This window comes from Atlantibacter hermannii, assembly GCF_009907385.1.
GTDB classification, from domain to species: Bacteria; Pseudomonadota; Gammaproteobacteria; order Enterobacterales; family Enterobacteriaceae; genus Atlantibacter; species Atlantibacter hermannii_A.
Window position 1 is genome coordinate 18,666 of sequence record NZ_JAAATR010000061.1, and the last position, 24,138, is coordinate 42,803.

At 56.4% G+C, this 24,138-nt stretch carries 25 protein-coding genes and 1 tRNA gene; 20 read left to right on the top strand and 6 right to left on the bottom strand.

The genetic code is table 11. The features are described from left to right. Positions 1-2: 2 nt before the first annotated feature. The 8 genes from GV764_RS15825 (at position 3) to GV764_RS15860 (ending at position 6,403) form a co-directional block, all read left to right on the top strand. The gene (locus GV764_RS15825; RefSeq protein ID WP_161660960.1) at positions 3-1,241 is read left to right on the top strand and encodes an NADH:ubiquinone reductase (Na(+)-transporting) subunit B; all 1,239 of its coding nucleotides are present in this window, start codon (positions 3-5) and stop codon (positions 1,239-1,241) included. Further along, the gene (locus GV764_RS15830; RefSeq protein WP_161660961.1) at positions 1,234-2,028 is read left to right on the top strand and encodes a Na(+)-translocating NADH-quinone reductase subunit C; all 795 of its coding nucleotides are present in this window, start codon (positions 1,234-1,236) and stop codon (positions 2,026-2,028) included. Before GV764_RS15825 ends, GV764_RS15830 begins: the two co-directional genes overlap by 8 nt. Further along, a complete protein-coding gene (locus GV764_RS15835; RefSeq protein WP_125295131.1) occupies positions 2,021-2,659 on the top strand; it encodes an NADH:ubiquinone reductase (Na(+)-transporting) subunit D in 639 nt (212 codons plus the stop codon). The genes GV764_RS15830 and GV764_RS15835 overlap by 8 nt, the downstream gene beginning before the upstream one ends. A 4-nt stretch (positions 2,660-2,663) precedes the next feature. Further along, positions 2,664-3,260, top strand: coding sequence for an NADH:ubiquinone reductase (Na(+)-transporting) subunit E (nqrE, locus tag GV764_RS15840; protein WP_125295130.1), 597 nt, complete (start codon positions 2,664-2,666; stop codon positions 3,258-3,260). A gap of 9 nt (positions 3,261-3,269) precedes the next feature. Then, positions 3,270-4,496: an NADH:ubiquinone reductase (Na(+)-transporting) subunit F gene (gene nqrF / locus GV764_RS15845; RefSeq protein ID WP_161660962.1), complete on the top strand. Its 1,227-nt coding sequence runs from the start codon at positions 3,270-3,272 to the stop codon at positions 4,494-4,496. Between the two features lie 2 nt (positions 4,497-4,498). After that, entirely contained in the window at positions 4,499-4,711 is a 213-nt protein-coding gene (gene nqrM / locus GV764_RS15850; RefSeq protein WP_161661011.1) for a (Na+)-NQR maturation NqrM, read from the top strand. Between the two features lie 99 nt (positions 4,712-4,810). Continuing rightward, entirely contained in the window at positions 4,811-5,866 is a 1,056-nt protein-coding gene (gene dinB, locus GV764_RS15855) for a DNA polymerase IV (protein ID WP_161660963.1), read from the top strand. Positions 5,867-5,890: 24 nt separating this feature from the next. After that, complete coding sequence (locus GV764_RS15860) at positions 5,891-6,403, top strand: GNAT family N-acetyltransferase (protein ID WP_161660964.1); 513 nt, start codon at positions 5,891-5,893, stop codon at positions 6,401-6,403. Between the two features lie 34 nt (positions 6,404-6,437). Here GV764_RS15860 and pepD read toward each other — a convergent pair whose 3' ends face one another. Further along, positions 6,438-7,895 carry a cytosol nonspecific dipeptidase gene (pepD, locus tag GV764_RS15865; protein ID WP_161660965.1) on the bottom strand — a complete coding sequence of 486 codons (1,458 nt, stop codon included), beginning with the start codon at positions 7,893-7,895 and terminating at the stop codon, positions 6,438-6,440. A gap of 257 nt (positions 7,896-8,152) precedes the next feature. On the opposite strand from pepD, the gene gpt reads away from it, so the two are divergent. The 3 genes from gpt (at position 8,153) to crl (ending at position 10,425) form a co-directional block, all read left to right on the top strand. Next, positions 8,153-8,611 carry a xanthine phosphoribosyltransferase gene (gene gpt / locus GV764_RS15870; protein ID WP_161660966.1) on the top strand — a complete coding sequence of 153 codons (459 nt, stop codon included), beginning with the start codon at positions 8,153-8,155 and terminating at the stop codon, positions 8,609-8,611. Positions 8,612-8,724: 113 nt separating this feature from the next. Next, complete coding sequence (gene frsA, locus GV764_RS15875; protein WP_161660967.1) at positions 8,725-9,966, top strand: esterase FrsA; 1,242 nt, start codon at positions 8,725-8,727, stop codon at positions 9,964-9,966. Between the two features lie 57 nt (positions 9,967-10,023). Beyond that, a complete protein-coding gene (gene crl / locus GV764_RS15880; protein WP_161660968.1) occupies positions 10,024-10,425 on the top strand; it encodes a sigma factor-binding protein Crl in 402 nt (133 codons plus the stop codon). A 70-nt stretch (positions 10,426-10,495) separates the two neighbouring features. Here crl and phoE read toward each other — a convergent pair whose 3' ends face one another. Next, the gene (phoE, locus tag GV764_RS15885) at positions 10,496-11,551 is read right to left on the bottom strand and encodes a phosphoporin PhoE (RefSeq protein ID WP_161660969.1); all 1,056 of its coding nucleotides are present in this window, start codon (positions 11,549-11,551) and stop codon (positions 10,496-10,498) included. A 292-nt stretch (positions 11,552-11,843) separates the two neighbouring features. Here phoE and proB point away from each other — a divergent pair, with 292 nt between their 5' ends. Further along, positions 11,844-12,947: a glutamate 5-kinase gene (gene proB / locus GV764_RS15890; RefSeq protein ID WP_161660970.1), complete on the top strand. Its 1,104-nt coding sequence runs from the start codon at positions 11,844-11,846 to the stop codon at positions 12,945-12,947. A gap of 9 nt (positions 12,948-12,956) precedes the next feature. Beyond that, positions 12,957-14,210, top strand: coding sequence for a glutamate-5-semialdehyde dehydrogenase (proA, locus tag GV764_RS15895; RefSeq protein ID WP_161660971.1), 1,254 nt, complete (start codon positions 12,957-12,959; stop codon positions 14,208-14,210). Positions 14,211-14,226: 16 nt separating this feature from the next. On the opposite strand, the gene GV764_RS15900 is transcribed toward proA, so the two are convergent. Next, the gene (locus GV764_RS15900) at positions 14,227-15,114 is read right to left on the bottom strand and encodes an AraC family transcriptional regulator (protein ID WP_161660972.1); all 888 of its coding nucleotides are present in this window, start codon (positions 15,112-15,114) and stop codon (positions 14,227-14,229) included. A 232-nt stretch (positions 15,115-15,346) separates the two neighbouring features. Between GV764_RS15900 and deoC the strand changes: the two genes are divergently transcribed. The 6 genes from deoC (at position 15,347) to GV764_RS15930 (ending at position 19,856) form a co-directional block, all read left to right on the top strand. Beyond that, positions 15,347-16,048, top strand: a complete 702-nt coding sequence (gene deoC, locus GV764_RS15905; protein ID WP_161660973.1) for a deoxyribose-phosphate aldolase — start codon at positions 15,347-15,349, stop codon at positions 16,046-16,048. A gap of 72 nt (positions 16,049-16,120) precedes the next feature. Further along, positions 16,121-17,032 carry a ribokinase gene (locus tag GV764_RS15910; RefSeq protein ID WP_201743229.1) on the top strand — a complete coding sequence of 304 codons (912 nt, stop codon included), beginning with the start codon at positions 16,121-16,123 and terminating at the stop codon, positions 17,030-17,032. Positions 17,033-17,061: 29 nt separating this feature from the next. Next, positions 17,062-17,562, top strand: coding sequence for a D-ribose pyranase (gene rbsD, locus GV764_RS15915; RefSeq protein ID WP_161660974.1), 501 nt, complete (start codon positions 17,062-17,064; stop codon positions 17,560-17,562). 37 nt (positions 17,563-17,599) lie between these two features. Beyond that, on the top strand, positions 17,600-18,730 hold the full coding sequence (locus tag GV764_RS15920) for a Gfo/Idh/MocA family protein (protein ID WP_161660975.1): 1,131 nt from the start codon (positions 17,600-17,602) through the stop codon (positions 18,728-18,730). Further along, on the top strand, positions 18,727-19,626 hold the full coding sequence (locus GV764_RS15925; protein ID WP_161660976.1) for a sugar phosphate isomerase/epimerase family protein: 900 nt from the start codon (positions 18,727-18,729) through the stop codon (positions 19,624-19,626). Before GV764_RS15920 ends, GV764_RS15925 begins: the two co-directional genes overlap by 4 nt. Positions 19,627-19,780: 154 nt before the next feature. Next, positions 19,781-19,856: transfer RNA gene (locus GV764_RS15930), tRNA-Thr, on the top strand. Positions 19,857-20,120: 264 nt separating this feature from the next. On the opposite strand, the gene GV764_RS15935 is transcribed toward GV764_RS15930, so the two are convergent. Together GV764_RS15935 and GV764_RS15940 are read right to left on the bottom strand one after the other, a co-directional pair. Next, a complete protein-coding gene (locus GV764_RS15935) occupies positions 20,121-21,290 on the bottom strand; it encodes a coiled-coil domain-containing protein (RefSeq protein WP_161660977.1) in 1,170 nt (389 codons plus the stop codon). Positions 21,291-21,437: 147 nt separating this feature from the next. Continuing rightward, entirely contained in the window at positions 21,438-21,599 is a 162-nt protein-coding gene (locus GV764_RS15940; RefSeq protein ID WP_161661013.1) for a DUF1127 domain-containing protein, read from the bottom strand. A 175-nt stretch (positions 21,600-21,774) separates the two neighbouring features. Between GV764_RS15940 and GV764_RS15945 the strand changes: the two genes are divergently transcribed. Then, positions 21,775-23,193, top strand: coding sequence for an aminotransferase-like domain-containing protein (locus GV764_RS15945; protein WP_161660978.1), 1,419 nt, complete (start codon positions 21,775-21,777; stop codon positions 23,191-23,193). A gap of 6 nt (positions 23,194-23,199) precedes the next feature. Here GV764_RS15945 and bla read toward each other — a convergent pair whose 3' ends face one another. Continuing rightward, positions 23,200-24,063, bottom strand: coding sequence for a class A beta-lactamase (gene bla / locus GV764_RS15950; protein WP_161660979.1), 864 nt, complete (start codon positions 24,061-24,063; stop codon positions 23,200-23,202). Positions 24,064-24,138 lie beyond the last annotated feature (75 nt).

Below are 24,138 nucleotides of genomic sequence, written 5' to 3' on the forward strand. Positions count from 1 at the left end.
GCATGGGTTTGAAGCACTTTTTTGAAAAACTGGAGCCGCATTTTATTGAAGGCGGCAAGCTGGCGAAGTATTACCCGCTGTATGAAGCGACGGTCACCATCTTTTATACGCCGGGCATGGTCACGAAGGGCGCGTCCCACGTGCGCGACGCCATCGACTTAAAGCGCATGATGATCCTGGTGTGGTTCGCGGTATTTCCGGCCATGTTCTGGGGCATGTACAACGTCGGGCTGCAAACGCTTCCTGCTCTTCACAAGCTCTACGATCCCGCTCAGCTGGCGCAGGTGATTGCCAACAACTGGCATTATCAGACGGCCCAGTGGCTGGGGGTGAGTTTTGCGCCGGACGCGGGCTGGATCAGCATGATGACGCTGGGAGCCGTTTACTTTCTGCCGCTCTACCTGACGGTATTTCTGGTGGGCGGATTCTGGGAAGTCTTGTTCGCCATCGTGCGTAAACATGAGATCAACGAGGGCTTTTTCGTTACCTCGATCCTGTTTGCCCTGATTGTTCCACCGACGCTGCCGCTGTGGCAGGCGGCGCTGGGCATCAGCTTTGGCGTGGTGATCGCTAAAGAGCTGTTCGGCGGCACCGGGCGAAACTTCCTCAACCCGGCGCTGGCGGGGCGCGCGTTTCTGTTCTTCGCCTATCCGGCGCAAATTTCCGGCGACCTGGTGTGGACCGCAGCGGACGGTTTTTCCGGCGCCACGCCGCTCTCTCAGTGGGCGACGGGCGGCGGCGAATCGCTGGTAGACGTCACCACCGGCCTGCCGGTGAGCTGGATGGACGCTTTCTTAGGCTTCATTCCCGGTTCGATTGGCGAAGTGTCTACCCTGATGATCCTGATTGGCGGCGCGATTATCCTGTTTGGCCGCGTCGCTTCCTGGCGCATCGTGGCGGGCGTGATGGTTGGCATGATCGCCACCGCCACGCTGTTTAACCTTATCGGCTCCGACACCAACCCGTTATTCTCCATGCCGTGGTACTGGCATCTGGTGCTCGGCGGGTTCGCTTTCGGGATGATGTTTATGGCCACCGACCCGGTGTCCGCCTCCTTTACCGAGAAGGGCAAATGGTGTTACGGCGCATTGATTGGCGTGATGTGCGTGCTGATCCGCGTGGTCAACCCGGCGTATCCGGAAGGGATGATGCTGGCGATCCTGTTCGCCAACCTGTTCGCGCCGCTGTTCGACTACCTGGTGGTGCAGGCCAATATCAAGCGGAGGGCGTCCCGTGGCTGAGGTGAAAAGTTTTGATACCCCAGGCAGAACGCTGCTGGCGGTGCTGGTGCTGTGCCTGGTGTGTTCGGTGATTGTGGCCGGTGCGGCGGTAGGGCTGAAATCGCGCCAGCAGGAGCAAAAACTGCTCGATAAGCAGCGCAATATTTTGCAGGTTGCCGGGCTGATGGCCCCCCACTTAACCAACGAAGAGGTGAAATCGATTTATGACACGCGTATCAGCGCGCGTCTGGTCGATTTAAAAACCGGCGAATTCGTGAATAAAGATCCGGCGCAGTTCGATCAAAGCCTGGCGCTAAAAGACCCGGATCTCAGCATCGCGCTACCTGCAGAGCAGGACCCGGCTGGTATTAAGCGTCGCAGCAATATCGCGGAAATCTATCTGGTGCGCGACGAGCAGCAGCAGACTCAGGAAATCGTGCTGCCGGTGTATGGCAATGGACTGTGGTCGGTGATGTACGCTTTCGTGGCGCTGGATACCGATGGCCGCACCGTTAAGGGCATCACCTATTACGATCACGGCGAAACGCCGGGGCTGGGCGGTGAAATCGAAAACCCGAACTGGCAGCAACGCTGGACAGGGAAAAAGCTGCTTGATGAGAGCGGCAAGCCAGCGCTGAAGATTGTTAAAGGCGGCGCGCGTTCAGGCGATGAATACGGCGTGGACGGCCTTTCCGGCGCGACGCTGACCTCGAACGGTGTGCAGCACAGTTTCGATTTCTGGATGGGCGAACTCGGTTTTGGCCCGTTCTTAAAACGCCTTCGTGAAGGAGCGCTCAACAATGGCTGAAATCAGCAATATGAAAGAGATCAAGCGGGTGCTGGTCAGCCCGCTGGTGGATAACAACCCGATCTCCTTACAGGTACTCGGCGTCTGTTCGGCGCTGGCGGTCACCACCAAACTGGAAACCGCCTTTGTGATGACCCTGGCGGTGACGCTGGTGACGGCGTTTTCCAGCATGTTTATCTCGATGATCCGCCACTACATCCCTAACAGCGTGCGCATCATCGTGCAGATGGCCATCATCGCCTCGCTGGTGATCGTGGTGGATCAGATCCTGCGCGCTTTCGCCTATGAGATCTCCAAACAGCTGTCGGTGTTTGTCGGCCTGATCATCACTAACTGCATTGTGATGGGGCGCGCCGAAGCCTACGCCATGAAATCGCCGCCGCTGGCGAGCTTTATGGACGGCATCGGTAACGGTCTGGGCTACGGCGTGATTTTGATTGTGGTCGGCTTCCTGCGCGAGCTTTTTGGTAGCGGCAAACTGTTTGGCGTCACCGTGCTGGATACCGTACAAAACGGCGGCTGGTACTTGCCGAACGGCTTATTCCTGCTGGCCCCGAGCGCGTTCTTTATTATCGGGCTGCTGATTTGGGCGCTACGCACCCTGAAGCCCGAACAGCAGGAAAAGGAGTAATTCCATGGCGCATTACATAAGCCTGTTTGTGCGCGCGGTGTTTGTCGAAAACATGGCGCTGGCCTTCTTCCTGGGGATGTGTACCTTTCTGGCGGTGTCGAAAAAGGTCTCGACGGCGTTTGGCCTCGGCGTGGCGGTCACCGTGGTGCTGGGTATCTCCGTCCCGGTGAATAATCTGGTGTTCAACCTGGTGCTGCGCGATGGCGCGCTGGTGGACGGCGTTGACCTGAGCTTCCTCAACTTCATCACCTTTATCGGCGTGATTGCCGCGCTGGTGCAGATCCTGGAGATGATCCTCGATAAGTACTTCCCGTCGCTGTATAACGCGCTGGGCATCTTCCTGCCGCTGATCGCGGTGAACTGCGCCATCTTCGGCGGCGTCTCGTTTATGGTGCAGCGTGATTATAACTTCAGCGAATCCATCGTTTACGGCTTTGGCTCCGGCATCGGCTGGATGCTGGCGATTGTCGCCATGGCGGGGATCCGTGAAAAGCTGAAATACGCTAATGTGCCAGCGGGTCTGCGCGGCCTGGGGATTACCTTTATCACCACCGGCCTGATGGCGCTGGGCTTTATGTCCTTCTCCGGTGTGCAGCTTTAAGGGATTGCTATGACAGAAATATTACTTGGCGTGGGGATGTTCACGCTGATTGTTCTGGTGCTTTCGGTGCTGATTTTGTTCGCCAAATCGCTGCTGGTTAACGCCAGCGATGTGGTGATTGAAATCAACGACGACACCGATAAACAGTTCCGCGCGCCAGCGGGGGACAAGCTGCTTAACACCTTATCGAACCAGGGGATTTTCGTTTCATCCGCCTGCGGCGGCGGCGGTTCCTGCGGCCAGTGCCGCGTGACGGTGAAATCCGGCGGCGGAGACATTTTGCCCACCGAGCGGGCGCATATCTCGAAACGTGAAGCCAAAGAGGGCTGCCGTTTAGCCTGCCAGGTGGCGGTGCGCCAGGATATGAAAATCGAGCTGCCGGAAGAGATCTTTGGGATTAAGAAATGGCAGTGCGAAGTGATCTCAAACGATAACAAAGCCACCTTTATCAAAGAGCTGAAACTGCGCATTCCTGAAGGGGAAGATGTGCCGTTCCGCGCGGGCGGCTACATTCAAATCGAATGCCCGCCGCACACGGTGAATTACGCCGATTTCGACGTGCCGCAGGAATATCGCAGCGACTGGGAAAAATTCAATCTGTTCCGTTTCCAGTCAACCGTGACCGAACCCTGCGTGCGCGCCTATTCCATGGCGAACTACCCGGATGAAAAGGGCATCATCATGTTGAACGTGCGTATCGCCACGCCGCCGCCGGGCGTGCCCGATGCGCCGCCGGGGATTATGTCCTCTTATATCTGGTCGCTGAAGGCCGGGGATAGCGTGACCATATCCGGGCCGTTCGGCGAGTTCTTCGCGAAAGAGACCGACGCTGAAATGGTGTTTATCGGCGGCGGAGCAGGGATGGCGCCGATGCGCTCGCACATTTTCGACCAGCTGGTACGCCTGAAAACCCAACGCAAAATCAGCTTCTGGTACGGCGCGCGATCAATGCGTGAAATGTTCTACCAGGAGGAGTTTGAGCAACTGGCGCGGGATAACCCGAACTTTAGCTTCCATATTGCACTGTCCGATCCGCTGCCGGAGGACAACTGGACCGGCTATACCGGATTTATCCATAATGTGCTGTATGAAAACTACCTGCGCGACCACCCGGCGCCGGAAGATTGTGAGTTCTACATGTGCGGTCCGCCGATGATGAACGCCGCGGTGATCGCCATGCTGAAGAATCTCGGCGTTGAGGATGAAAACATCCTGCTGGATGATTTCGGAGGTTAATGATGCTGACCCTTTTTATCGCCACCTTTGCCATCTTCCTGCTGGTGATTTTCGGCATGTCGCTCGGCGTGCTGATCAAACGCAAAACCCTCCAGGGCAGTTGCGGAGGGATCTCCGCGCTGGGAATGGAAAAGGTGTGCGATTGCCCCGAGCCCTGCGATGCGCGGAAAAAACGCATGGCCCGGGCGGCCCAGCGCCAGAACCGCATTCTCTAATCTGAATCGCCTCCTTTCTGGAGGCGATGTCTTATCCGGCCCTTCTCAATTTGCCAAATCAGGCTGTATACTTATCCAGTGTTATTCCTGAGGTGGGCTATGCGCAAAATTATTCATGTCGATATGGACTGCTTTTTTGCAGCCGTGGAGATGCGCGACAACCCGGCGCTACGCGATATCCCTATTGCCATCGGCGGCAGCCGGGAGCGGCGCGGGGTCATCAGCACGGCGAACTATCCGGCGCGCAAATTCGGCGTGCGCAGCGCCATGCCGACGGGAATGGCCCTGAAACTTTGCCCTCATCTCACGCTGTTGCCTGGCCGCTTCGACGCCTATAAAGAAGCCTCTAACCATATCCGCGAAATCTTCCTGCGCTACACGCCGCTGATTGAACCGCTGTCGCTGGACGAAGCCTATCTGGACGTCACCGACAGCCCGCACTGCCACGGTTCGGCAACGTTGATGGCGCGGGAAATCCGCCAGACCATTTTTGATGAGCTTCAGCTTACCGCCTCTGCAGGGATCGCCCCGGTCAAGTTTGTGGCCAAAATCGCCTCGGATCTGAATAAACCCAACGGCCAGTGCGTGATCACGCCGGAAGAGATGCCCGCGTTTTTGAAAACTCTGCCGCTGTCGAAAATCCCCGGCGTTGGGAAAGTCACCGCCGGCAAGCTGGAACAGCTGGGGCTGGTAACCTGTGAAGACGTGCAGAAATGCGATCTGGCGTCACTGTTAAAGCGTTTTGGTAAATTCGGGCGAGTGCTGTGGGAACGCAGTCAGGGTATTGATGAGCGGGAGGTCAGTAACGACCGGCAGCGTAAATCCATCGGTGTGGAGCGCACTCTGGCCGAGGACATTCACGCCTGGTCTGATTGTGAAGAAATTATCGAACGCCTGTACCCGGAACTTGAACGGCGGCTTGCCAATGTCAAACCTGACCTGTTAATTGCCCGCCAGGGCGTTAAGCTTAAGTTTAATGATTTCCAGCTTACCACCCAGGAGCACGTCTGGCCGCGGCTGAATAAAGAAGACTTGCTCGCCACGGCGCGAAAAACCTGGGACGAGCGGCGCGCCGGGCGCGGCGTTCGGCTGGTGGGCCTGCATGTCACCTTACTCGACCCACAGCTGGAGCGTCAGTTGGTTCTGGGGCTTTGAATCTTGCTTAAACAGGAGGCTGTGATGGTCAATGACGCGCCTGTTATTCGTCGCTATCATCCACGCGATTTCCCTGACGTGGTGGAAGTGTTTCTCCGTTCGGTCGGCGAAGTGGCGGCTAAAGATTACAACGAGGCGCAAACCCGCGCCTGGGCGCAAATTGATGAACAGCGCTGGATGGTTCGCCTGTCCCACGCCTGGACGTTTGTCGCCTGTTATCAGGATGAACTCGCCGGGTTTATTACCCTTGAGCGCGACGGCCACCTCGATTTATTGTTTGTGCATCCTGATTACCAGCGGCAAAAAACCGCCACTGCGCTGTTGAATCGTCTGGAAAGCCAGGCCCGCGCGCAAAACATCGCCACGCTGTTTACCGAGGCCAGCATCACGGCGCGGCCTTTCTTTGAGCGGCACGGATTCAAAGTCATAGCAAAACAGACCGTGGCGCTGCGCGGCGAAGAATTTATCCATTACCGGATGCAAAAGTGGCTGGGCGAGGCGCTCACGCTGCTCGAATACCGTGAGCTGAGCGAATAAAAAAGGGCAACATCGCGTTGCCCTTAATCTGAACTTATTTAGCCGGAATGGCTTTCAGCAGTTCTGTGAGAAGCGTCCAGTACTGACCGACGCTTTCGATATGAACCTGCTCATCCGGGGAGTGCGGCCCGGTAATGGTTGGCCCAATCGACACCATATCCATCTCCGGATACGGTTTCTTGAACAGACCGCATTCCAGCCCCGCGTGGATCACCTGGATGTTCGGCGTCTTGTTGAACAGCTTCTGGTAGGTTTCACGCACCAGCGCCATCACCGGCGAACTGGCGTCCGGCTGCCAGCCGGGGTAGCTGCCTTTGGCTTCGGTTTGCGCACCCACGAGGCTGCCCAGCGACTCCAGCATGCTGACCACGTAATCTTTACCGCTGTCGATAAGCGAACGGATCAGGCAGATAATCTGCGCGCTGTCCTGCTCCATGGTCACCACGCCGACGTTCAGGGACGTTTCCACCACGCCTTTCGCGACGTCGGAATTACGGATCACGCCGTTCGGGGTGGCGTTCAGCAGGCTGATAAACGCATCGCGGCTTTTCGCGGTCAGGGCGGCTTTATCGGCGGTTGCGCTGTCCAGCAACACCACCAGATTTTTTTCCACGACCGACAGTTCGTTTTTCAGGATCGCCTGATAATGGCTGGCGAGGTTTTTCAGCTCATCCGCGTTGTCTGCCGGAACGGCAACGGTCGCGAAGGCTTCACGCGGGATGGCGTTACGCAGAGTGCCGCCGTTAAAGTCCACCAGACGCAGGTCCAGTTCTCTGGCGTGACCGGCCAGGAAGCGCGCCAGCAGTTTGTTGGCGTTGCCCAGGCCTAAATGGATATCGCCGCCGGAGTGACCGCCCTTCAGGCCCTTCAGGGTCAGCCGGAAGGTTTCAAAACCAGCCGGAATCGCTTCGCGCTCCAGTTTCAGGGTCGTGATAAAGTCGATACCGCCCGCGCAGCCCATATAGATTTCACCTTCTTCTTCAGAGTCGGTGTTAATCAGAATGTCGGCTTTTAACCAGCCCGGCTGCAAACCAAACGCGCCGTCCATGCCCGCTTCTTCGGTCATGGTCAGCAGCACTTCCAGCGGGCCGTGGGCCACGGAATCATCCGCCAACACCGCCAGCGCGGACGCCATGCCGATGCCGTTATCCGCGCCCAGCGTCGTGCCGCGCGCTTTCACCCATTCGCCATCGATCCACGGTTGGATCGGGTCTTTGGTGAAGTCATGTTCAGTATCGTTATTTTTCTGCGGCACCATATCGAGGTGCGCCTGCAACACTACCGTTTTACGGTTTTCCATACCGGGGGTTGCCGGTTTGCGGATCAGAATGTTACCGACGCTGTCGCGTTCCGCTTCCAGTCCTTGCTCACTGGCCCAGCTTAAAATGTGTTCGGCGAGTTGTTCTTCATGATAAGACGGGTGAGGGATGGAGCAGATTTTGGCAAAAATATCCCACAGCGGCTGCGGGGAGAGTTGAGACAGTTCAGACACGTTAAGTCTCCTTGACGTTGACCCGGCAAAAGGTGCTGCCGGTCACAGGTTTACCTGATTACGATGTACCACAAGCCAGGCTTGCGTGATGTCGTGAGCATACCACTTTCTGTTACGTCATGTAGACCGCCTCACGTAAAAACCGCAGCGGATGCCGCACAGCACTGGTTTTTAGCGCGTCAGATCTCTATAATCTCGCGCAACCTATTTTCCCCTGAATACTTTTAAGCCGTTAAAAACAGGCCGGGACACTTCACATGAGCGAAAAATACATCGTCACCTGGGACATGTTGCAGATTCACGCCCGCAAACTGGCAAGCCGCTTGCTGCCAGCCGATCAATGGAAAGGCATTATCGCCGTTAGCCGCGGTGGTTTGGTTCCTGGCGGGCTGCTGGCTCGTGAAATGGGTATTCGCCATGTCGATACCGTCTGTATTTCCAGCTATGACCACGATAACCAGCGCGAACTGAAAGTACTGAAGCGCGCTGAGGGCGATGGCGAAGGCTTTATCGTGATTGACGACCTGGTTGACACTGGCGGCACCGCGATTGCCATCCGTGAGATGTACCCGAAAGCGCATTTCGTGACCATCTTCGCCAAACCGGCCGGTAAACCCCTGGTGGATGACTATGTGGTCGATATCCCGCAGGATACCTGGATTGAACAACCCTGGGACATGGGCGTGGTGTTTGTACCGCCATTGTCTGGCCGTTAATGCCAAACCGCATTTTGTCTGACTGATATCAACGCCCGCTTGCCGGGCGTTTGTTTTTTTTAGCCCCTGACACGCTACAATAGGGCCATTGAGCGTTATGGAGGCTGAACGACATGGCAAAAAATCTGAGCGAAACCCTGTTTAAACCCCGCTTTAAACACCCGGAGACGTCAACCCTCGTCCGGCGGGTGCATCACACCGGCCATCCCGCCATTCAGTCCGCCCTCGATGGTAAAAATGTTCCCCACTGGTACCGGATGATTAACCGGCTGATGTGGGTATGGCGCGGCATTGACCCGCGAGAAATCCTCGATGTGCAGGCGCGTATCGTGATGAGCGACGCCGAGCGCACCGATCCGGCGCTGTACGATACGGTGATCGGCTATCGCGGTGGCAACTGGATTTACGAATGGTCAAAGCAGGCTATGCTCTGGCAGCAACGGGCGGGTCAGGTGGACGATGAGGCGACCGCCGGCCGTCACTGGCTAAAAGCCTCTAACCTGTACAGCATCGCGGCGTACCCGCATTTAAAAGGCGACGAACTGGCGGAACAGGCCCAGGCGCTGGCGAACCGCGCCTATGAAGAGGCCGCGCAACGCCTGTCGTGCAATATTCGCGAACTGGAATTCAACGTGCCTGGCGGTAGCCCTGTAAGCGGTTTTTTACATCAGCCGAAAGGTGACGGGCCATTTCCTGTCGTGCTGATGTGCGGCGGCCTTGACGCGTTACAAAGTGATTACTTCACCCTGTTCGAAAAATATTTCGCGCCGCTGGGTATCGCCATGTTGACTCTCGATATGCCGTCGGTCGGCTTCTCCACCAAATGGAAACTTACCCAGGATTCCAGCCTGCTACACCAGTACGTGCTGAAATCTCTGCCGGACCTCCCCTGGATTGACCATACCCGCGTGGCGCTGTTTGGCTTCCGCTTCGGTGCCAACGTGGCGGTGCGCCTGGCCTATCTCGAATCGCCGCGCCTGAGAGCCGTGGCGTGCCTGGGGCCTGTAGTCCATCAGCTGCTGACCGACGCGGCGCTGCAAAATAAAGTGCCGGAAATGTATATGGACGTGCTGGCCAGCCGGCTGGGCATGTACGATGCGGCGGATAGCGCGTTGCGCACCGAACTTAACCGCTATTCGCTGAAAACCCAGGGGCTGCTGGGCCGTCGTTGCCCGACGCCGATGCTGTCAGGCTACTGGAAAAACGATCCCTTTAGCCCGCCTGAAGAGTCGCGATTCATCACCTCGTCATCCTCGGATGGCAAATTACTGGAAATCCCCTTTAATCCGGTGTATCGGAATTTTGATAAAGCGTTAAAAGAAATTGCCGACTGGATTAACAAGCGATTTAGTTAATAGATTGCTAAATTCCATTGATTTGGTAAAACAGTTGCTTCACCAAAGGAGATCGCAATGACGTTACCGAGTGGACACCCGAAGAGCAGGATGATTAAAAAGTTCACGGCCCTTGGCCCCTATATCCGGGAAGGGCAATGTGAAGACAACCGTTTCTTTTTTGACTGCCTGGCAGTTTGCGTCAATGTCAAACCCGCGCCGGAAAAGCGTGAGTTCTGGGGATGGTGGATGGAACTGGAAGCGGAAGAGAAACGCTTTACCTACACCTGGCATTTTGGTCTTTATGATGAAGAGGGCGTCTGGAAAGCGACGCCGATTAAAGATCGCGAGGTGACGGAAAAGCTGGAGCAAACCCTGCGTGATTTTCACGAGCGTCTGCGCGAATTGCTGGCCTCAATGGATCTTAAGTTAGAGCCGGCAGATGATTTTGCCGAAGCGAATATCAAACTTACCGCCTGATTAATTTCCCCGCCTTACAATGCAAAACCCCCGCTTGCGCGGGGGGTTTGGTAGCCATCCGTTTTACTGCTTAGAACTGGTAAGTCACACCAACGGCAACGATGTCATCGTTGTTGATGCCGAGCGCATTGTCGCCATCCAGTTGGTTAATTTTGTAGTCCACAAAAGCGGACATGTTTTTGTTGAAGTAGTACACCGCGCCCACGTCGATGTATTTCACTAAATCAACGTCGCCGATGCCGTTAATGTCTTTGCCTTCAGACTGGACATAGCCCAGAGACGGACGCAGGCCGAAGTCGAACTGGTACTGTACAACCGCTTCGAAGTTCTGGGCTTTGTTCGCAAAGCCGCCAGAAATGGGGGTCATGTTGCGGGTTTCAGAGTACATGGTGGCCAGGTACAGGTTGTTAGCGTCATATTTCAGACCGGTTGCCCAGGCTTCCGCTTTTTTACCCTGGCCGCGCAGTTGCTGTTCCTGCAGATCGGTGCGATCGGAGTTGGTATATGCGCCGCCGATGCTGAATGCGCTGCCGCCGAAGTCATAGGTTACCGCTGTACCGAAACCGTCGCCGTTCTCTTTGTTAGCAGCACGGCCTTCGTTTTTAGCCTGATATTGCAGCGTAGTGTTCAGACCATCAACCAGACCGAAGAAATCGGTGTTGCGGTAAGTCGCCAGGCTGCTGGAACGCTTGGTCATGAAGTTATCGGTCTGGCCGGAAGAGTCGCCGCCGAATTCCGGGAACATATCGGTCCAGGCTTCAACGTCGTACAGCGCGCCGAGGTTACGACCGTAGTCGATAGAACCGAAGTCCTGGAATTTAATACCGGCGAAAGCCAGACGGGTTTTCTGTGCGTTAGCCGCGCCTTCTTCTTTGTTACCCGCAAATTCCGCTTCCCAGCGGCCAAAGCCAGTAATGGCGTCGGTGATTTGTGTTTCACCTTTGAAGCCGAAACGAACATAAGTCATATCACCATCTTTCGCGGCGTAATCACTCATGTAGTGCATTGCTTTAACGCGGCCGTATACGTCCAGTTTGTTGCCGTTCTTGTTATACACTTCTGCTGCCTGCGCTGCTGATGCTGCTACAACGCCCATCACCACTAATGCCAACGTGCTTTTTTTCATTTTCAATCCCAATATTTTTATACGCGCTAAGTTTCGGACTTCCGCCCATTGAAAATCGGGATGAATCATAACGAGGCTGTATGAAAGATCTGTGACAGAGTGAGAAAAATTATAAAAAAGGATGAAACGATGTTTCTAAAAATGTGATTTTCGGAATTCCAGGGAATATTTCCCCTTTACGCCGCACAGAGTGTGGGGATTTAAAACGGCAGAGTTGGCAAGTTGCCTGACTCCTGTTACAACGTCTTTCTGATTGTTCTTTTACTAATTTTTGTTGATACGGCAGAGAATCATGAGTGATAGCCAGACCCTGGTCGTAAAACTGGGGACCAGCGTCTTAACAGGCGGCTCGCGCCGCCTGAATCGCGCCCATATTGTGGAACTGGTGCGCCAGTGCGCCCGGCAGCATGCCGCAGGGCATCGTATTGTTATCGTTACCTCTGGCGCCATCGCCGCCGGGCGTGAACACCTCGGTTATCCGGAGCTGCCAGCGACCATCGCTTCGAAACAGCTTCTCGCCGCCGTGGGGCAAAGCCGCCTGATCCAGCTCTGGGAGCAGCTTTTTTCCATCTACGGGATCCACGTTGGGCAAATGCTGCTGACTCGCGCCGATATGGAAGATCGTGAGCGTTTTCTCAACGCGCGCGATACCCTTCGCGCGCTGTTGGATAACAATATTGTCCCGGTTATTAACGAAAACGACGCCGTTGCTACGGCGGAAATCAAGGTTGGCGATAACGACAATCTTTCTGCGCTGGCTGCCATCCTGGCCGGGGCCGATAAACTGCTGCTGCTGACCGATCAGCAGGGACTGTTTACCGCCGATCCGCGCAGCAATCCACAGGCGGAGCTGATCGCCGATGTCCACGGCATTGATGACGCATTGCGCGCCATTGCCGGCGACAGCGTATCCGGGCTGGGTACTGGCGGGATGGGCACTAAACTGCAAGCCGCCGATGTCGCCGGACGCGCCGGGATCGAAACCGTGATTGCCGCAGGCAGCAAGCCGGGCGTGATAGGCGATGTCATCGAAGGGCTGCCGGTGGGCACCCGTTTCCATCCGCAACAGTCGCCGCTGGAAAACCGTAAGCGCTGGATTTTCGGCGCGCCGCCAGCAGGCGAAATCAGCGTCGATGAAGGGGCGCAAACGGCGATTCTGGCGCGCGGCAGTTCTCTGCTGCCGAAAGGCATCAAAACCGTAACCGGCAATTTCTCGCGCGGCGAGGTGATCCGCATCCGCAACCAGGAAGGACGTGACATCGCCCACGGCGTCAGCCGTTACAACAGCGATGCGCTGCGCCGCATCGCCGGGCATCACTCCCAGCAAATCGATGCCATTCTCGGTTATGAATATGGCCCGGTCGCCGTTCATCGCGACGACCTGATCCTCATCTAAGGAGCTGCAATGCTTGAACAAATGGGTAAAGCGGCGAAAGCGGCTTCTTACCAGCTGGCGCTGTTATCAAGCCGCGAGAAAAACCGCGTGCTGGAGAAAATCGCCGACTATCTCGAAGCCCAGTCCGACGCGATCCTGAGCGCCAACCAGCAGGATCTGGCCGAAGCCAAAACCAACGGCCTGAGCGACGCGATGCAGGACCGGCTGGCCCTGACGCCCCAGCGTCTGCACGCCATCGCGAACGATGTGCGTCAGGTGTGCAACCTTGCCGACCCGGTCGGGCAGGTGATCGACGGCGGCGTGCTCGACAGCGGCCTGCGTCTGGAGCGCCGCCGGGTGCCGCTCGGCGTGATCGGCGTGATTTATGAAGCGCGCCCCAACGTCACGGTCGATGTGGCATCGCTGTGCCTGAAAACCGGCAACGCGGCGATTTTGCGCGGCGGTAAAGAGACCTGGCGCACCAATGCCGCTACGGTAAAAGTTATCCAGCAGGCGCTGGAAGAGTGCGGCTTACCGGCGGGCGCGGTTCAGGCGATTGAAAGCCCGGATCGCGCGCTGGTGTCAGAAATGCTGCGCATGGATAAATACATCGACATGCTGATCCCGCGCGGCGGCGCAGGCCTCCACAAGCTGTGCCGCGAGCAGTCCACCATTCCGGTGATCACCGGTGGGATCGGCGTTTGCCATATTTTTGTCGATGAAAGTGCCGAAATCGACGCGGCGCTGAACGTCATCGTGAATGCCAAAACCCAGCGGCCGAGCACCTGCAACACGGTGGAAACGCTGCTGGTTCATCAGGGGATCGCAGACCGTTTCCTGCCTGCGCTGAGTGAGAAAATGGCCGCCAGCGGCGTGACGCTGCATGCGGACAGCAACGCGTTTGAGCAGCTGAAAAACGGCCCGGCGCAGCTGGTGGCGGTGAAGCCAGAAGAGTATGACGATGAGTTTTTGTCGCTGGACATCAACGTCAGGCTGGTGGCGGACATCGACGGCGCAATTGCCCATATTCGCGAGCACGGCACCCAGCATTCCGACGCGATCCTGACGCGTACCCTGCGCAACGCTGACCGTTTCGTCAACGAGGTGGATTCCTCAGCGGTGTACGTTAACGCCTCGACGCGCTTCACCGACGGCGGGCAGTTTGGCCTTGGGGCAGAAGTGGCGGTCAGCACTCAGAAACTGCACGCGCGCGGGCCGATGGGCCTGGAAGCGCTGACCACTTATAAGTGGATCGGCTACGGCGACGACACCGTTCGCGCCTGATGAAAAAGGGTGATGCTCAGGCATCGCCCTTTTTTTGCTGCGCCCCTTCCAGCTGTTCCTGTTTGCGGAACGCGCTGGGCGACAGGCCAATGGCGCGATGAAAATCCCGCGAGAAATGCAGCGGATCGTTATATCCCACCTGAACCGCAATTCGACTGATGCTTTCCTGAGTTTCCACCAACATTCGCCGCGCCTGAGACAGCCGATAATTTTTCAGCCATTTCAGGGGGCTCTGGTTAAACGTGGCCTGAAATAAGCGAAACAGCTGCGACTTACTCACCTGGCAGTAATGCATAAATTTCTCGATATCCCAGTCATCGTTGTAATGGCTGTGGATCTGATACAGCAATTTGCCCAGTCCACGATGGGTGATCACCTGCGACTGCGCGGCATCGTGGCTGCGGTTTTCCAGCAGAGTAAATATCAGCTGGCTGCACAGCATATCGCAGTGGGCATCGGTCACCAGGGTATAGCTGTTCATCTGGTCAAAAATATGGTGATAAATTTCAACGATCTTTTCGGGCTGCTCAAACTGGAAAACCGGACGTTGAGGGACATCCATTATCTGCATGATATTGTTAAGTTTTGAGCCCTCAATGCGTAGCCAGAGGATCTCCCAGGGAGACTGTTTGTCGGGGTAATGTTCATGCGGCCAGCGTACCGGCAGCCAGGCGAGCTGCCCCTCGCGCACCGGATAAAGCCGGTCTTCAATGCGAATAAACCCCGCACCGTGCAGGCAAAACAGCAGCTCGTGGCCCACCACCGACTGGCGATGGACGTGGAAATCCGCGGCGGTCTCAATATGCCCGGCGCGCAAAATCCGGTAGTTCATCAGCGTGGAGAACTCGTCAGAACCCCGATACCAGTTGGCGATCGCCCGGGTGCGTTGTTTTTGCTTTGACATAGCGGCCTGGTTTGTTGTCTGCCCGTTTCGCCCGCCATGGTGGCATTTTTAGCCCTTCAGTACGCAGTTCAAGATGAGCGATTTTTGACCTGCCTCACATTTCCATTGACATGAAAATTTCATCCATGTTCCAGGGAATTCTGCCTATCACGTTCATCCACCATCCCCCCTAAAGTAACGACATCTTCACTGCGCACTTACCGGCTTTTTACTTACCAGACAGGAGCTGTCCATGATTGATTTTAACGATCCGCGCCAGATTGCCAGGGCGATTCAGTACACCAACGTCAACCCGGATTTGACGTGCGAAGGGGTGATTAAACATCTGGAAACCTGCATGCAGTATCAGTTTGATGCCGCGATGATTGCCCCCTGCTGGGTTTCCCTTGCTAAAGAAATGCTGAAAGGCAGCGGCGTGCGGGTAGCGACCACGGTCAATTTCCCGATGGCCAACGACACCACGGCGATGAAAGTCGCGGTGGTACGCGAACTGGCGAAAGAGGGCGCCGATGAGTTCGACTTCCCGCCGAACCCTGGCTATCTGCTGGGCGGCCAGGAGGATCTCTATTTCAACGAGCTGAAAAGCGTGGTCCACGTCGCCCATGATTTGGGGATGAAAGTCAAAGCCATGCTGGAGTTTGGTTTCATCACCGAAGAGGCGCTGAAAATCAAAGCCACCCGCTATGCCTTTGAAGCCGGTATTGATTGGGTGAAACAGTCCAGCGGCTGGGGCAAGGGCGGCTGCGAAGCGACAGTAGAAGATGTCCGGCTTCTCAAAGCCAATATTCAGTTACCGTGCCGGGTAAAAGTATCAGGTAAGGTCAATACCCTGGAAAAAATGAAAGCGATGTTCGAAGCCGGGGCCGAACTGGTCGGCACCAGCTCCGGGCCGGAACTGGTTAAAGGCCTGACCGGGGATATCAACGCCTATTAATGTGTTGCCGCCGCAAGCGTCATTGCGGCGGCGCAGCGTTGTGCCACTGTCAGTCGAAAAGGGGAATTACTGATGAGTATTTTTATCCTTGGCAGTTATGCCAAAGCGCTGGTCATGACGGCAGATCGTATTCCCATGGCGGGCGAGACGTTAATCGGCACCGATTTTCGCCAGACCTGGGGCGGCAAAGGCTCGGATATGGCGGTGCAGGCGGCACGGCTCGGGGCGAGCGTGGCCTATGCCGGCGTGGTGGGTGACGACACCTTCGGCCATGAATTTGTGACCCTGATGCGCGACGAAGGCGTCAATATCGATGCGTTGACCTTAACCCCGGAATTACCCACCGGCGCGGGCCTGATTATTAAAGATAATCAGGCCCGTAATGTGATTGTGGTGGATATGGGGGCGAATAAACTGTTCAGCCCGGCGCATGTGGACGAAGCAAAGGCGCTGATTGAACAGAGCCGCGTGGCGCTGGCGCAACTGGAGATCCCGCTGGAGACTGCGCTCTACGGCCTGAGTCTCGCTAAGCAGCTCGGCAACATCACCATTCTCAATCCCGCCCCGGCCAGGGATTTGCGCGGCGTAAACCTCAGCCATATCGATTACCTGACCCCTAACGAAACTGAAGCCCGCGTGGCGCTGGGGCTGGCGCCCGACGATGCGCGCAGCAACCGCGAGATCGCCGATCTGCTGCTGGAGACCGGTTGCCGCTATGTGGTGATGACGCTTGGCGAAGCGGGCAGCGCGGTGTTCAGCCGCACCGATACCCTGGAAATCCCGTCCTGCAACGTGGACGTGGTTGACAGCAACGGCGCGGGAGACAGCTTCAACGCGGGATTAGCGGTCGCGCTCAGCGAAGGGCAGCCCGTCGAAAAAGCGGCGTTATTCGCCAATGCCACCGCTGCATTGTGCTGCTGCGATTGGGAAACCGTGCCTTCCTACAAAACGCGTCAAGAAGTCGAACAATTTCTCGGTTGTTAATTATAAAAACTCAATTCGGAGAGATAACCATGAGACCTGAACGTATCCTACATCCTCAACTCGCGGCGGCGCTGTCCACCCTCGGTCATACCGATATTATCCTGGTGACCGACGCCGGGTTCCCCATCCCGCCGCACGCGAATCGCATCGACCTTGGTTTCTGGCCGGGCATTCCCGACGTAACCGATATCCTGCGCGTGCTGCGCCATGAAGTGTTTGTCGAAGATATTAAATTTGCCCGCGAAGTTCGCGACTGCAATGGCGATTTGTACCGCCAGGTGCAGGATATCTTTACCGGCTCAGGAACGGTTTTCAGCGAAGCCAGCCATGAAGTGCTGTGCAATGAGCTCGCCTACAAAGCCAAAGTGATTATTCGCTCAGGTTCGTTTAACCCGTGGGCCAACTTCGCGCTGGTGGCCAGTACCGATCCGTTCGCATGGTTTGCCGAAGGCACCAACGTTCAGCCGCTGCCCGCCTACGTGACGCGCCGTCAGCGGATTAAAGAGAACTACGTCCCGCAGCTTAACTAACGCGTGTAGTCATTTCATTACTCATAACGGGGGCATTATGGATTCGTTAGAACGCTTATTAGAGCAGGCGACACGTCCAGCGTTACCGCAAAGAACAGACTACAGAATCGGTGTTATTGGCGCGGGATTTATCGTCGAGCATTGCCATCTGGTGGCGTACCAGAAAGCGGGGTTTACGCCATACGGGATCACCTCGCTGGACGTCAGCCATAGCCAGCGGCTGGCCGGGGCATTCCGTATCCCCAAAATCTACGCTAACTGGCAGGAGATGGTGTGCGATCCGCAAATCGAGATTATCGATATCGCCGTACCGCCGCATATTCAGTTAGAGATTGTGCGTTTTATCTGCGGCAAACATTCTCCGGCGAAAAACGTGAAGGCCATTCTGTGCCAGAAACCGCTGGCGATGTCGCTGGAAGCGGGCCGCGAAATCGTCCGTCTCAGCAAAGAGAGCGGTATCCCCATCGCGGTGAACTCCAATATGCGCTACGACCCGTCGATCAGGGCGCTCAAGTACATTCTCGATAACCAGCTGATCGGCACGCCGGTGATTGCCAGCATTGATATGCGCGCCATTCCCGACTGGCAGCCGTTCCTTCAACACTATAAAAAGCTCGAACTGTATGCCATGGCCATCCATCATATCGACGCCTTCCGCTTCCTGTTTGGCGACCCGGTTAAAGTCACCGCCGTTTGCCGCACTGACCCGCGTACCGCTTTTGAACACACCGATGGCATCACCCAGTACACCTTCCAGTACGCCAGTGGCCTGATTGCCACCAGCCTGGACGACGTCTGGGCCTGGCCGGGGGAACCCTGCGCTAAAAATAACTATATCAACTGGCGGGTGGAGGGCACCGATGGGCTGGCGGAAGGGGATTTTGGCTGGCACCGCCGTCCGCCGGAATACTGCGGCAGCACCCTCAAACTGGCATCACGCGACTATCCCGATCGCTGGATCGCCCCGCAATGGGAGCGACAGTGGTTCCCGGATGCGTTTATCGGCACCATGGCGAGCCTGCTGTGCGCCCTGGAACACGGCGTCGAACCGGAAATCAGCGCCGAGGACAATCTCGGCACGCTGGCCTGCATCGAAGCCTGTTATGCCTCTGTTCAGGAAGAGCGAACCGTTTATCTCGATGAAATCCTTGAGGAGAATACAAAATGATTAACGTCGGCATCTTTACCGGTTACTACCCCTACACCCTGGAAGAGACCATCGCGAAGATTAAGCAGGCGGGGATGGGCTGCGTGCAGCTTGACCTCGAATTTACCGATGTTGATCTGAGCCGGGGACATATCACCAAAGAGAAAGCGCATCAGGTACGCGACGCGTTTCGCAAAGCCAACCTGCCTATCGTCGCCATCTCGGCGTATACCAATCTTGTTCATCCGGATCCGACGAAGCGTGCCGAGAATATCGCGGCGGTGAAGGAGATCCTTGCTCACGCGCGGGACTTCGGGACGCCGTATGTGATCAGCGAAACCGGCACTTATAACGTTGATAGCGACTGGCTGTACGATCCGAAAAACAGCACTGAAGAGGCGTATCAGGAGTTTAAAGCCATCGCCCGCGATCTGGCTGCTTTCGCGTATGATCACGGCGCGGTGTTCCTGGTGGAAAACTACGTGAATAACATTATCGGTTCGGTCAGCCAGGTGGCGCGCCTGATGCGCGATATCGATCACCCCGGCCTGGGGCTGGCGTTGGATCCGACCAACTATTTTGATGATAAAAATATCGATGCCATCGATGAAACGCTGCACAGCATCTTCAATGTGCTGGACAGCAAAATCAAAATCGCCCATGCCAAAGACTGCAAGAAAACCGACGTGGTGATTGAGAAATTCGGCGACGGCGCGGCGGAGCATAACAGCTTTCGCGGCGCCGGGTCGGTGGAGCTGCCCGCAGCAGGGTTAGGAGCGCTGAACTATTTGCTGTATGTAGAGCTGCTGGCGAAAAACCATCCGAACATTCCGCTGATCATTGAACACGTCGACGAGTCGGATATTCCGCGCGCCAAAAATTTTGTCGATGACGTGCTGATGGTGACCGGGGCGTAATTCCTAATCTTAATCCGGCATTCCGCGGAACAGAGCGGGATGCCGGAGTTAACTGGTGTAAAACTCACCACTTAAATCATAAGCCCATTGACGGCCCTGCCAGATTTCCTTAACCTTTTACCCCGTGTCCGCGCCCGTGGGCATTTCTCTCAGGGCCGATATAGCTCAGTTGGTAGAGCAGCGCATTCGTAATGCGAAGGTCGTAGGTTCGACTCCTATTATCGGCACCATTTTAAATTCCTCAAACGTCCGTATTAGTCCGTAAACCTTCTGATTTATAAGTATTTTTATTCTTTTTAGTCCATAGTAGCCTGTACCATCCGTGGGATCCGGTACGGAATGTTTCTGTGCTCCTGTTCGATCCTGGATCCCTGTACACATGCCTTTAAACGCTATGCCGCTATGCCGCGCTAAGCCTGAAGCTAAAGCCGGTACACCTGGAGAGGGGTAAGGGTTGTCAGGCTGGATGCCGATGAGTATTCCGTCTGGATCATCTACGCCGCCGCATCCACTTGCGCTTCGCTAACCTGATGTTCCAGCGAGGCGCGCACGTTGTGCAGGGCCTTTTCCTGCTGAGCAAAATAGGCTTCCATATTGCTCAGTGAAGAGACCAGCAGCCAGGATTCCTCTTTTTCCAGTTCCGCCAGCTCGCTAACCAGAGTATCGATTTGCTCGCGCACCTGTGCGATTCGTTTGCGAATGCGTTCCAGATCGTTAAGCCTGTCGCTCGCCATCAGCGGTTCGAACCCGTGTTGCAGGCGGGCCACCAGCGAGCGAATGGCTTTCACGTCGCCGCGCTGCTTCGCCTGATTAAGCTGGACCATGATGGCGTTGGCTTCTTCTTTGCGATCGTCGGCCACCAAATCCGGGTGGCAAAGCTTGCTGGCCTGTCGCCACAGCCGTTTTAACTCGTTGCGATCGTCTTCCGACAGCGCTTTGCCTTTGCGTAACCGAATCTCTACATCGTGATGCTGTTCGCGGTATTTTTCGAACTCTTCATTTGCCTGGTCCCGGGCCTGGCGGGCAGGCTCCTCTTCGCGGGTTAACCCCGTTTCCAGCTCCAGCGCTTCGGCAAGCAGATTGGCGATCAGGTTACTCTGCTGCTGGAGTTGTTTACGCGCATCGGCAGCCTGAACGGAATCCGCAGGCAGATCGCGCCAGCGTTGCGTCAGCGTCGCCAGCACCTCCACCGCCTGAGCCGTATACTGCTGGCAGCGGCGATAATCCTCTTCGCGACGGCGCGCTTCCGCCTGCTGGCGGCGCAGGTTCAGTTCCGCCAGCGTTTTACGCAGCGAGAGGATCTGCTGCATCAGCGGCCCAAGGCGTGAGAAATAGAGATCGTTAAACTCATCCAACTGCTGTACCCGCGCGTTGCGGCGATCGATCAGATCGCGCAGGCGTTCCTCCAGCGCTTTCAGTTCCAGCTTACTGGCCGCCACCTGCGGATCGCGCCACTGGGCGAGCGCGCGCTGGCTTTGCAACCAGGCGACGATCGCCGCCATCGCAGAGGTGTAGTTTTTGCTTTCCAGCGCGGTGACGATCCCCAGAAGCTCATCGTCAAACGCTTCGCTTTTCAGCCGTGCCAGCTGGCTCTGGATGATGTCATCATCTTCCAGTTCGATGGCATTTTTAATGATTTCCAGCCGCTTGATCGGTGTGCTCATGATGCGTTTCGCTTTGGCGCTTAAGAAGTTGAGTTAAGGTTAGTTGTGGTTCAGTTCAGCGCAAATCATACACACGGATTATGATCGGCGCGATGGGGGATTTCTTTAGTATTACCTGCCGTGAAGCCGGTCATACTCTCGACGCGCTTAAATATCATGACGCGTCAGCCCGACATCCTTCAGTTGCTCATCGCTCATCTTTTGCAAAATCCGGCGCGTCCGGTGAATGCGATACCCGCTTTTTATCGCTTCCCACAGCCAGATAAACACGACGAACGGACGTTTTGCACGATTTTCATTGAATTCCATGATGTTTTCCTCACTGGTCAGAGGCTTTATCATCATGCAATTTTCCTGTGGCAATACAGAGCCAAAAACAACTTTTATTTAACATACAGATTGGTTAAAACAGGATCTGAATGCCGTTTTCGGCGGCAAACTGTACCGGTTTATTTATCTGTATGAGACAACCCAGGGATACAGCATGACCCGTTATCAACATCTGGCTAATCTGTTGGCTGAGCGCATTGAACAAGGCCTGTATCGCAGCGGCGAGCGTTTACCGTCGGTGCGTACGCTGAGCCAGGAGCATGGCGTCAGCATCAGCACCATACAACAGGCCTACCGGCTGTTGGAAAACCTACAGCTGATCACGCCGCTGCCGCGCTCCGGCTACTTTGTCTCGCCACGTAAAGCGCAGCCACCGGTGCCTGCCATGACGCGCCCGGTCCAGCGCCCGGTAGACGTTTCCCAGTGGGACGAGGTCATGACGCTGCTTGACTCGCGCGGCGATAAAAACGTGGTTCCCTTTGGCAGCGGCTCGCCGGATCTGAATCAGCCGGGACTTAAACCTCTGTGGCGCGAAATCAGCCGGGTGGCCCAGCATCAGCCGGAAGCGGTGCTGAGCTATGACATGCTGACCGGGCGGCAGGAGCTGCGCGAGCAAATCGCCCGTCTGATGCTGGATGGCGGGGCGCAGGTCCCGCCGGATGAAATCGTGGTAACCAGTGGATGTCACGGCGCGCTGGCTATCGCGCTGCTGTCAGTGTGCAAGGCTGGCGATATCGTGGCCGTCGAATCGCCGTCCTACCATGGCACCATGCAGATGCTGCGCGGCTTCGATATTAAAGCTATTGAGATCCCAACCGACTCGCAAACCGGCATCAGCATTGAAGCGCTTGAACTGGCGCTTGAGCAGTGGCCGATCAAGGGCGTGATCCTGGTGCCGAACTGCAATAATCCGCTGGGTTTTATCATGCCCGATAACCGTAAGCGGCAGATCCTGTCGCTGGCCCAGCGCCACGATATCGTGATTTTTGAAGACGATATTTACGGCGAGCTGGCGGCGGCTTACCCGCGTCCTTCCACCATTAAATCGTATGACGTGGACGGGCGCGTATTACTGTGCAGCTCCATTACCAAGAGCGTCGCGCCGGGCCTGCGCGTGGGCTGGATTGCGCCGGGGCGTTACTACGACAGGGTGGTGCACATGAAATACGCCGCCAGCAGTTTTGGCGTACCGGCAACCCAGATGGCGGTCGCCGCCTTTATCCGTGACGGGCATTACCACCGGCACGTGCGGCGTATGCGTCAGATTTATCAACAGAATATGGAAACCTATACCTGCCTGGTGCGGCAATACTTTCCCTGCGGGATCTGCGTGACGCGCCCGCAGGGCGGCTTTTTGCTGTGGCTTGAGCTGCCTGAGAATGTCGATATGGTGTCCGTCAGCAAGCAACTGAGGCTTCAGAACATTCAGGTTGCAGCGGGCTCGCTGTTTTCGGCGTCCGGGAAATATCGCAACAGCCTGCGCATCAACTGCGCGCTGCCGCCGAACGAGCGCAACCGCAATGCGCTGAAGCAGATTGGCGAGGCGATTCAACGAGCGATGGAAGGGGCCTGATGACGGTTACTGCATCGGTTTAAAAAGCCGCTCGCCGATCTGCGCGATCGCCGTATTCGCCATTTCCATTGTCGCCTCCGTGCGGGTGAGATAAATCGCCACATAAAACGGTGCCTGCTGCGGTGGATACACGGCGGCAATAATGGCCCGTGAACCGTGGCCGCCCGCGCCGGTTTTATCAGCAATCGCCCAGCCTGGCGGCAGCGTGGCGCGTAGCAGCGCGTCGCCCACTTTATCTTCCCGCATCCAGCCAGCCAGCGTTGCCCGGTTCGTCGGCGTCAGGGTGTTTGAGGTAAGCATTTTTTGCAGCCCCAAAGCCATGCTTTTTGGCGAGGAGGTATCGCGCGCATCGCCAGGCGTGGCTTCATTCAGCGCCGGCTCGGTGCGATCCAGCCGCGTGACGTTATCGCCGAGGCGACGCATAAACGAGGTGATGGCCCCCGGCCCGCCAAGATACGTCAGGATCCGGTTGCCCGCGGTATTGTCGCTGTAGCTTACCGCCGCCGCGCACAGCATTCGCAACGAGAGGGTCGACGGGGCCAGATAATTTTTGGTGATCGGCGCATAGTCCAGCAGTTCGTCGGGCTGGATAGTGACCTGCTGATCCAGCGATCCGCCGTCTTTCTGCAACCTCGCCAGCAGGGCGGCGCAGGCAAGGGGTTTAAAGGTGCTGGTCAGCGGAAAGCGTTCGTCCTGCCGATAGCCGAAAACAGGCTCGCCCTGCGCATTCACCACTGCCATACCGATCCGGGCGTTAAGCCGCTTTTCCTGCTGTTGCAGAAATTGCGTCATTGCTGGAGCGGTAACGGCTATTGCGGGGGGGATCAGCGTCAGCAAAATGAACGCGGCCATGCCGATGAGACGTTTCATGATTTATCCTTAAATGCCGCGTTCGGCACGGTGAAGTCAGCCAGGTCAACCCCCGCCACTCTATCCGATATCTAC

Bases quoted from the DNA above. Each gene is read 5' to 3' on its own strand.
- GV764_RS15825 (WP_161660960.1), top strand. From the start codon at position 3: ATGGGTTTGAAGCACTTTTTTGAAAAACTGGAGCCGCATTTTATTGAA.
- GV764_RS15835 (WP_125295131.1), top strand. From the start codon at position 2,021: ATGGCTGAAATCAGCAATATGAAAGAGATCAAGCGGGTGCTGGTCAGC.
- nqrE (WP_125295130.1), top strand. From the start codon at position 2,664: ATGGCGCATTACATAAGCCTGTTTGTGCGCGCGGTGTTTGTCGAAAAC.
- nqrF (WP_161660962.1), top strand. From the start codon at position 3,270: ATGACAGAAATATTACTTGGCGTGGGGATGTTCACGCTGATTGTTCTG.
- nqrM (WP_161661011.1), top strand. From the start codon at position 4,499: ATGCTGACCCTTTTTATCGCCACCTTTGCCATCTTCCTGCTGGTGATT.
- dinB (WP_161660963.1), top strand. From the start codon at position 4,811: ATGCGCAAAATTATTCATGTCGATATGGACTGCTTTTTTGCAGCCGTG.
- GV764_RS15860 (WP_161660964.1), top strand. From the start codon at position 5,891: ATGGTCAATGACGCGCCTGTTATTCGTCGCTATCATCCACGCGATTTC.
- gpt (WP_161660966.1), top strand. From the start codon at position 8,153: ATGAGCGAAAAATACATCGTCACCTGGGACATGTTGCAGATTCACGCC.
- frsA (WP_161660967.1), top strand. From the start codon at position 8,725: ATGGCAAAAAATCTGAGCGAAACCCTGTTTAAACCCCGCTTTAAACAC.
- crl (WP_161660968.1), top strand. From the start codon at position 10,024: ATGACGTTACCGAGTGGACACCCGAAGAGCAGGATGATTAAAAAGTTC.
- phoE (WP_161660969.1), bottom strand. From the start codon at position 11,551: ATGAAAAAAAGCACGTTGGCATTAGTGGTGATGGGCGTTGTAGCAGCA.
- proB (WP_161660970.1), top strand. From the start codon at position 11,844: ATGAGTGATAGCCAGACCCTGGTCGTAAAACTGGGGACCAGCGTCTTA.
- proA (WP_161660971.1), top strand. From the start codon at position 12,957: ATGCTTGAACAAATGGGTAAAGCGGCGAAAGCGGCTTCTTACCAGCTG.
- GV764_RS15900 (WP_161660972.1), bottom strand. From the start codon at position 15,114: ATGTCAAAGCAAAAACAACGCACCCGGGCGATCGCCAACTGGTATCGG.
- deoC (WP_161660973.1), top strand. From the start codon at position 15,347: ATGATTGATTTTAACGATCCGCGCCAGATTGCCAGGGCGATTCAGTAC.
- GV764_RS15910 (WP_201743229.1), top strand. From the start codon at position 16,121: ATGAGTATTTTTATCCTTGGCAGTTATGCCAAAGCGCTGGTCATGACG.
- rbsD (WP_161660974.1), top strand. From the start codon at position 17,062: ATGAGACCTGAACGTATCCTACATCCTCAACTCGCGGCGGCGCTGTCC.
- GV764_RS15920 (WP_161660975.1), top strand. From the start codon at position 17,600: ATGGATTCGTTAGAACGCTTATTAGAGCAGGCGACACGTCCAGCGTTA.
- GV764_RS15925 (WP_161660976.1), top strand. From the start codon at position 18,727: ATGATTAACGTCGGCATCTTTACCGGTTACTACCCCTACACCCTGGAA.
- GV764_RS15935 (WP_161660977.1), bottom strand. From the start codon at position 21,290: ATGAGCACACCGATCAAGCGGCTGGAAATCATTAAAAATGCCATCGAA.
- GV764_RS15940 (WP_161661013.1), bottom strand. From the start codon at position 21,599: ATGGAATTCAATGAAAATCGTGCAAAACGTCCGTTCGTCGTGTTTATC.
- GV764_RS15945 (WP_161660978.1), top strand. From the start codon at position 21,775: ATGACCCGTTATCAACATCTGGCTAATCTGTTGGCTGAGCGCATTGAA.
- bla (WP_161660979.1), bottom strand. From the start codon at position 24,063: ATGAAACGTCTCATCGGCATGGCCGCGTTCATTTTGCTGACGCTGATC.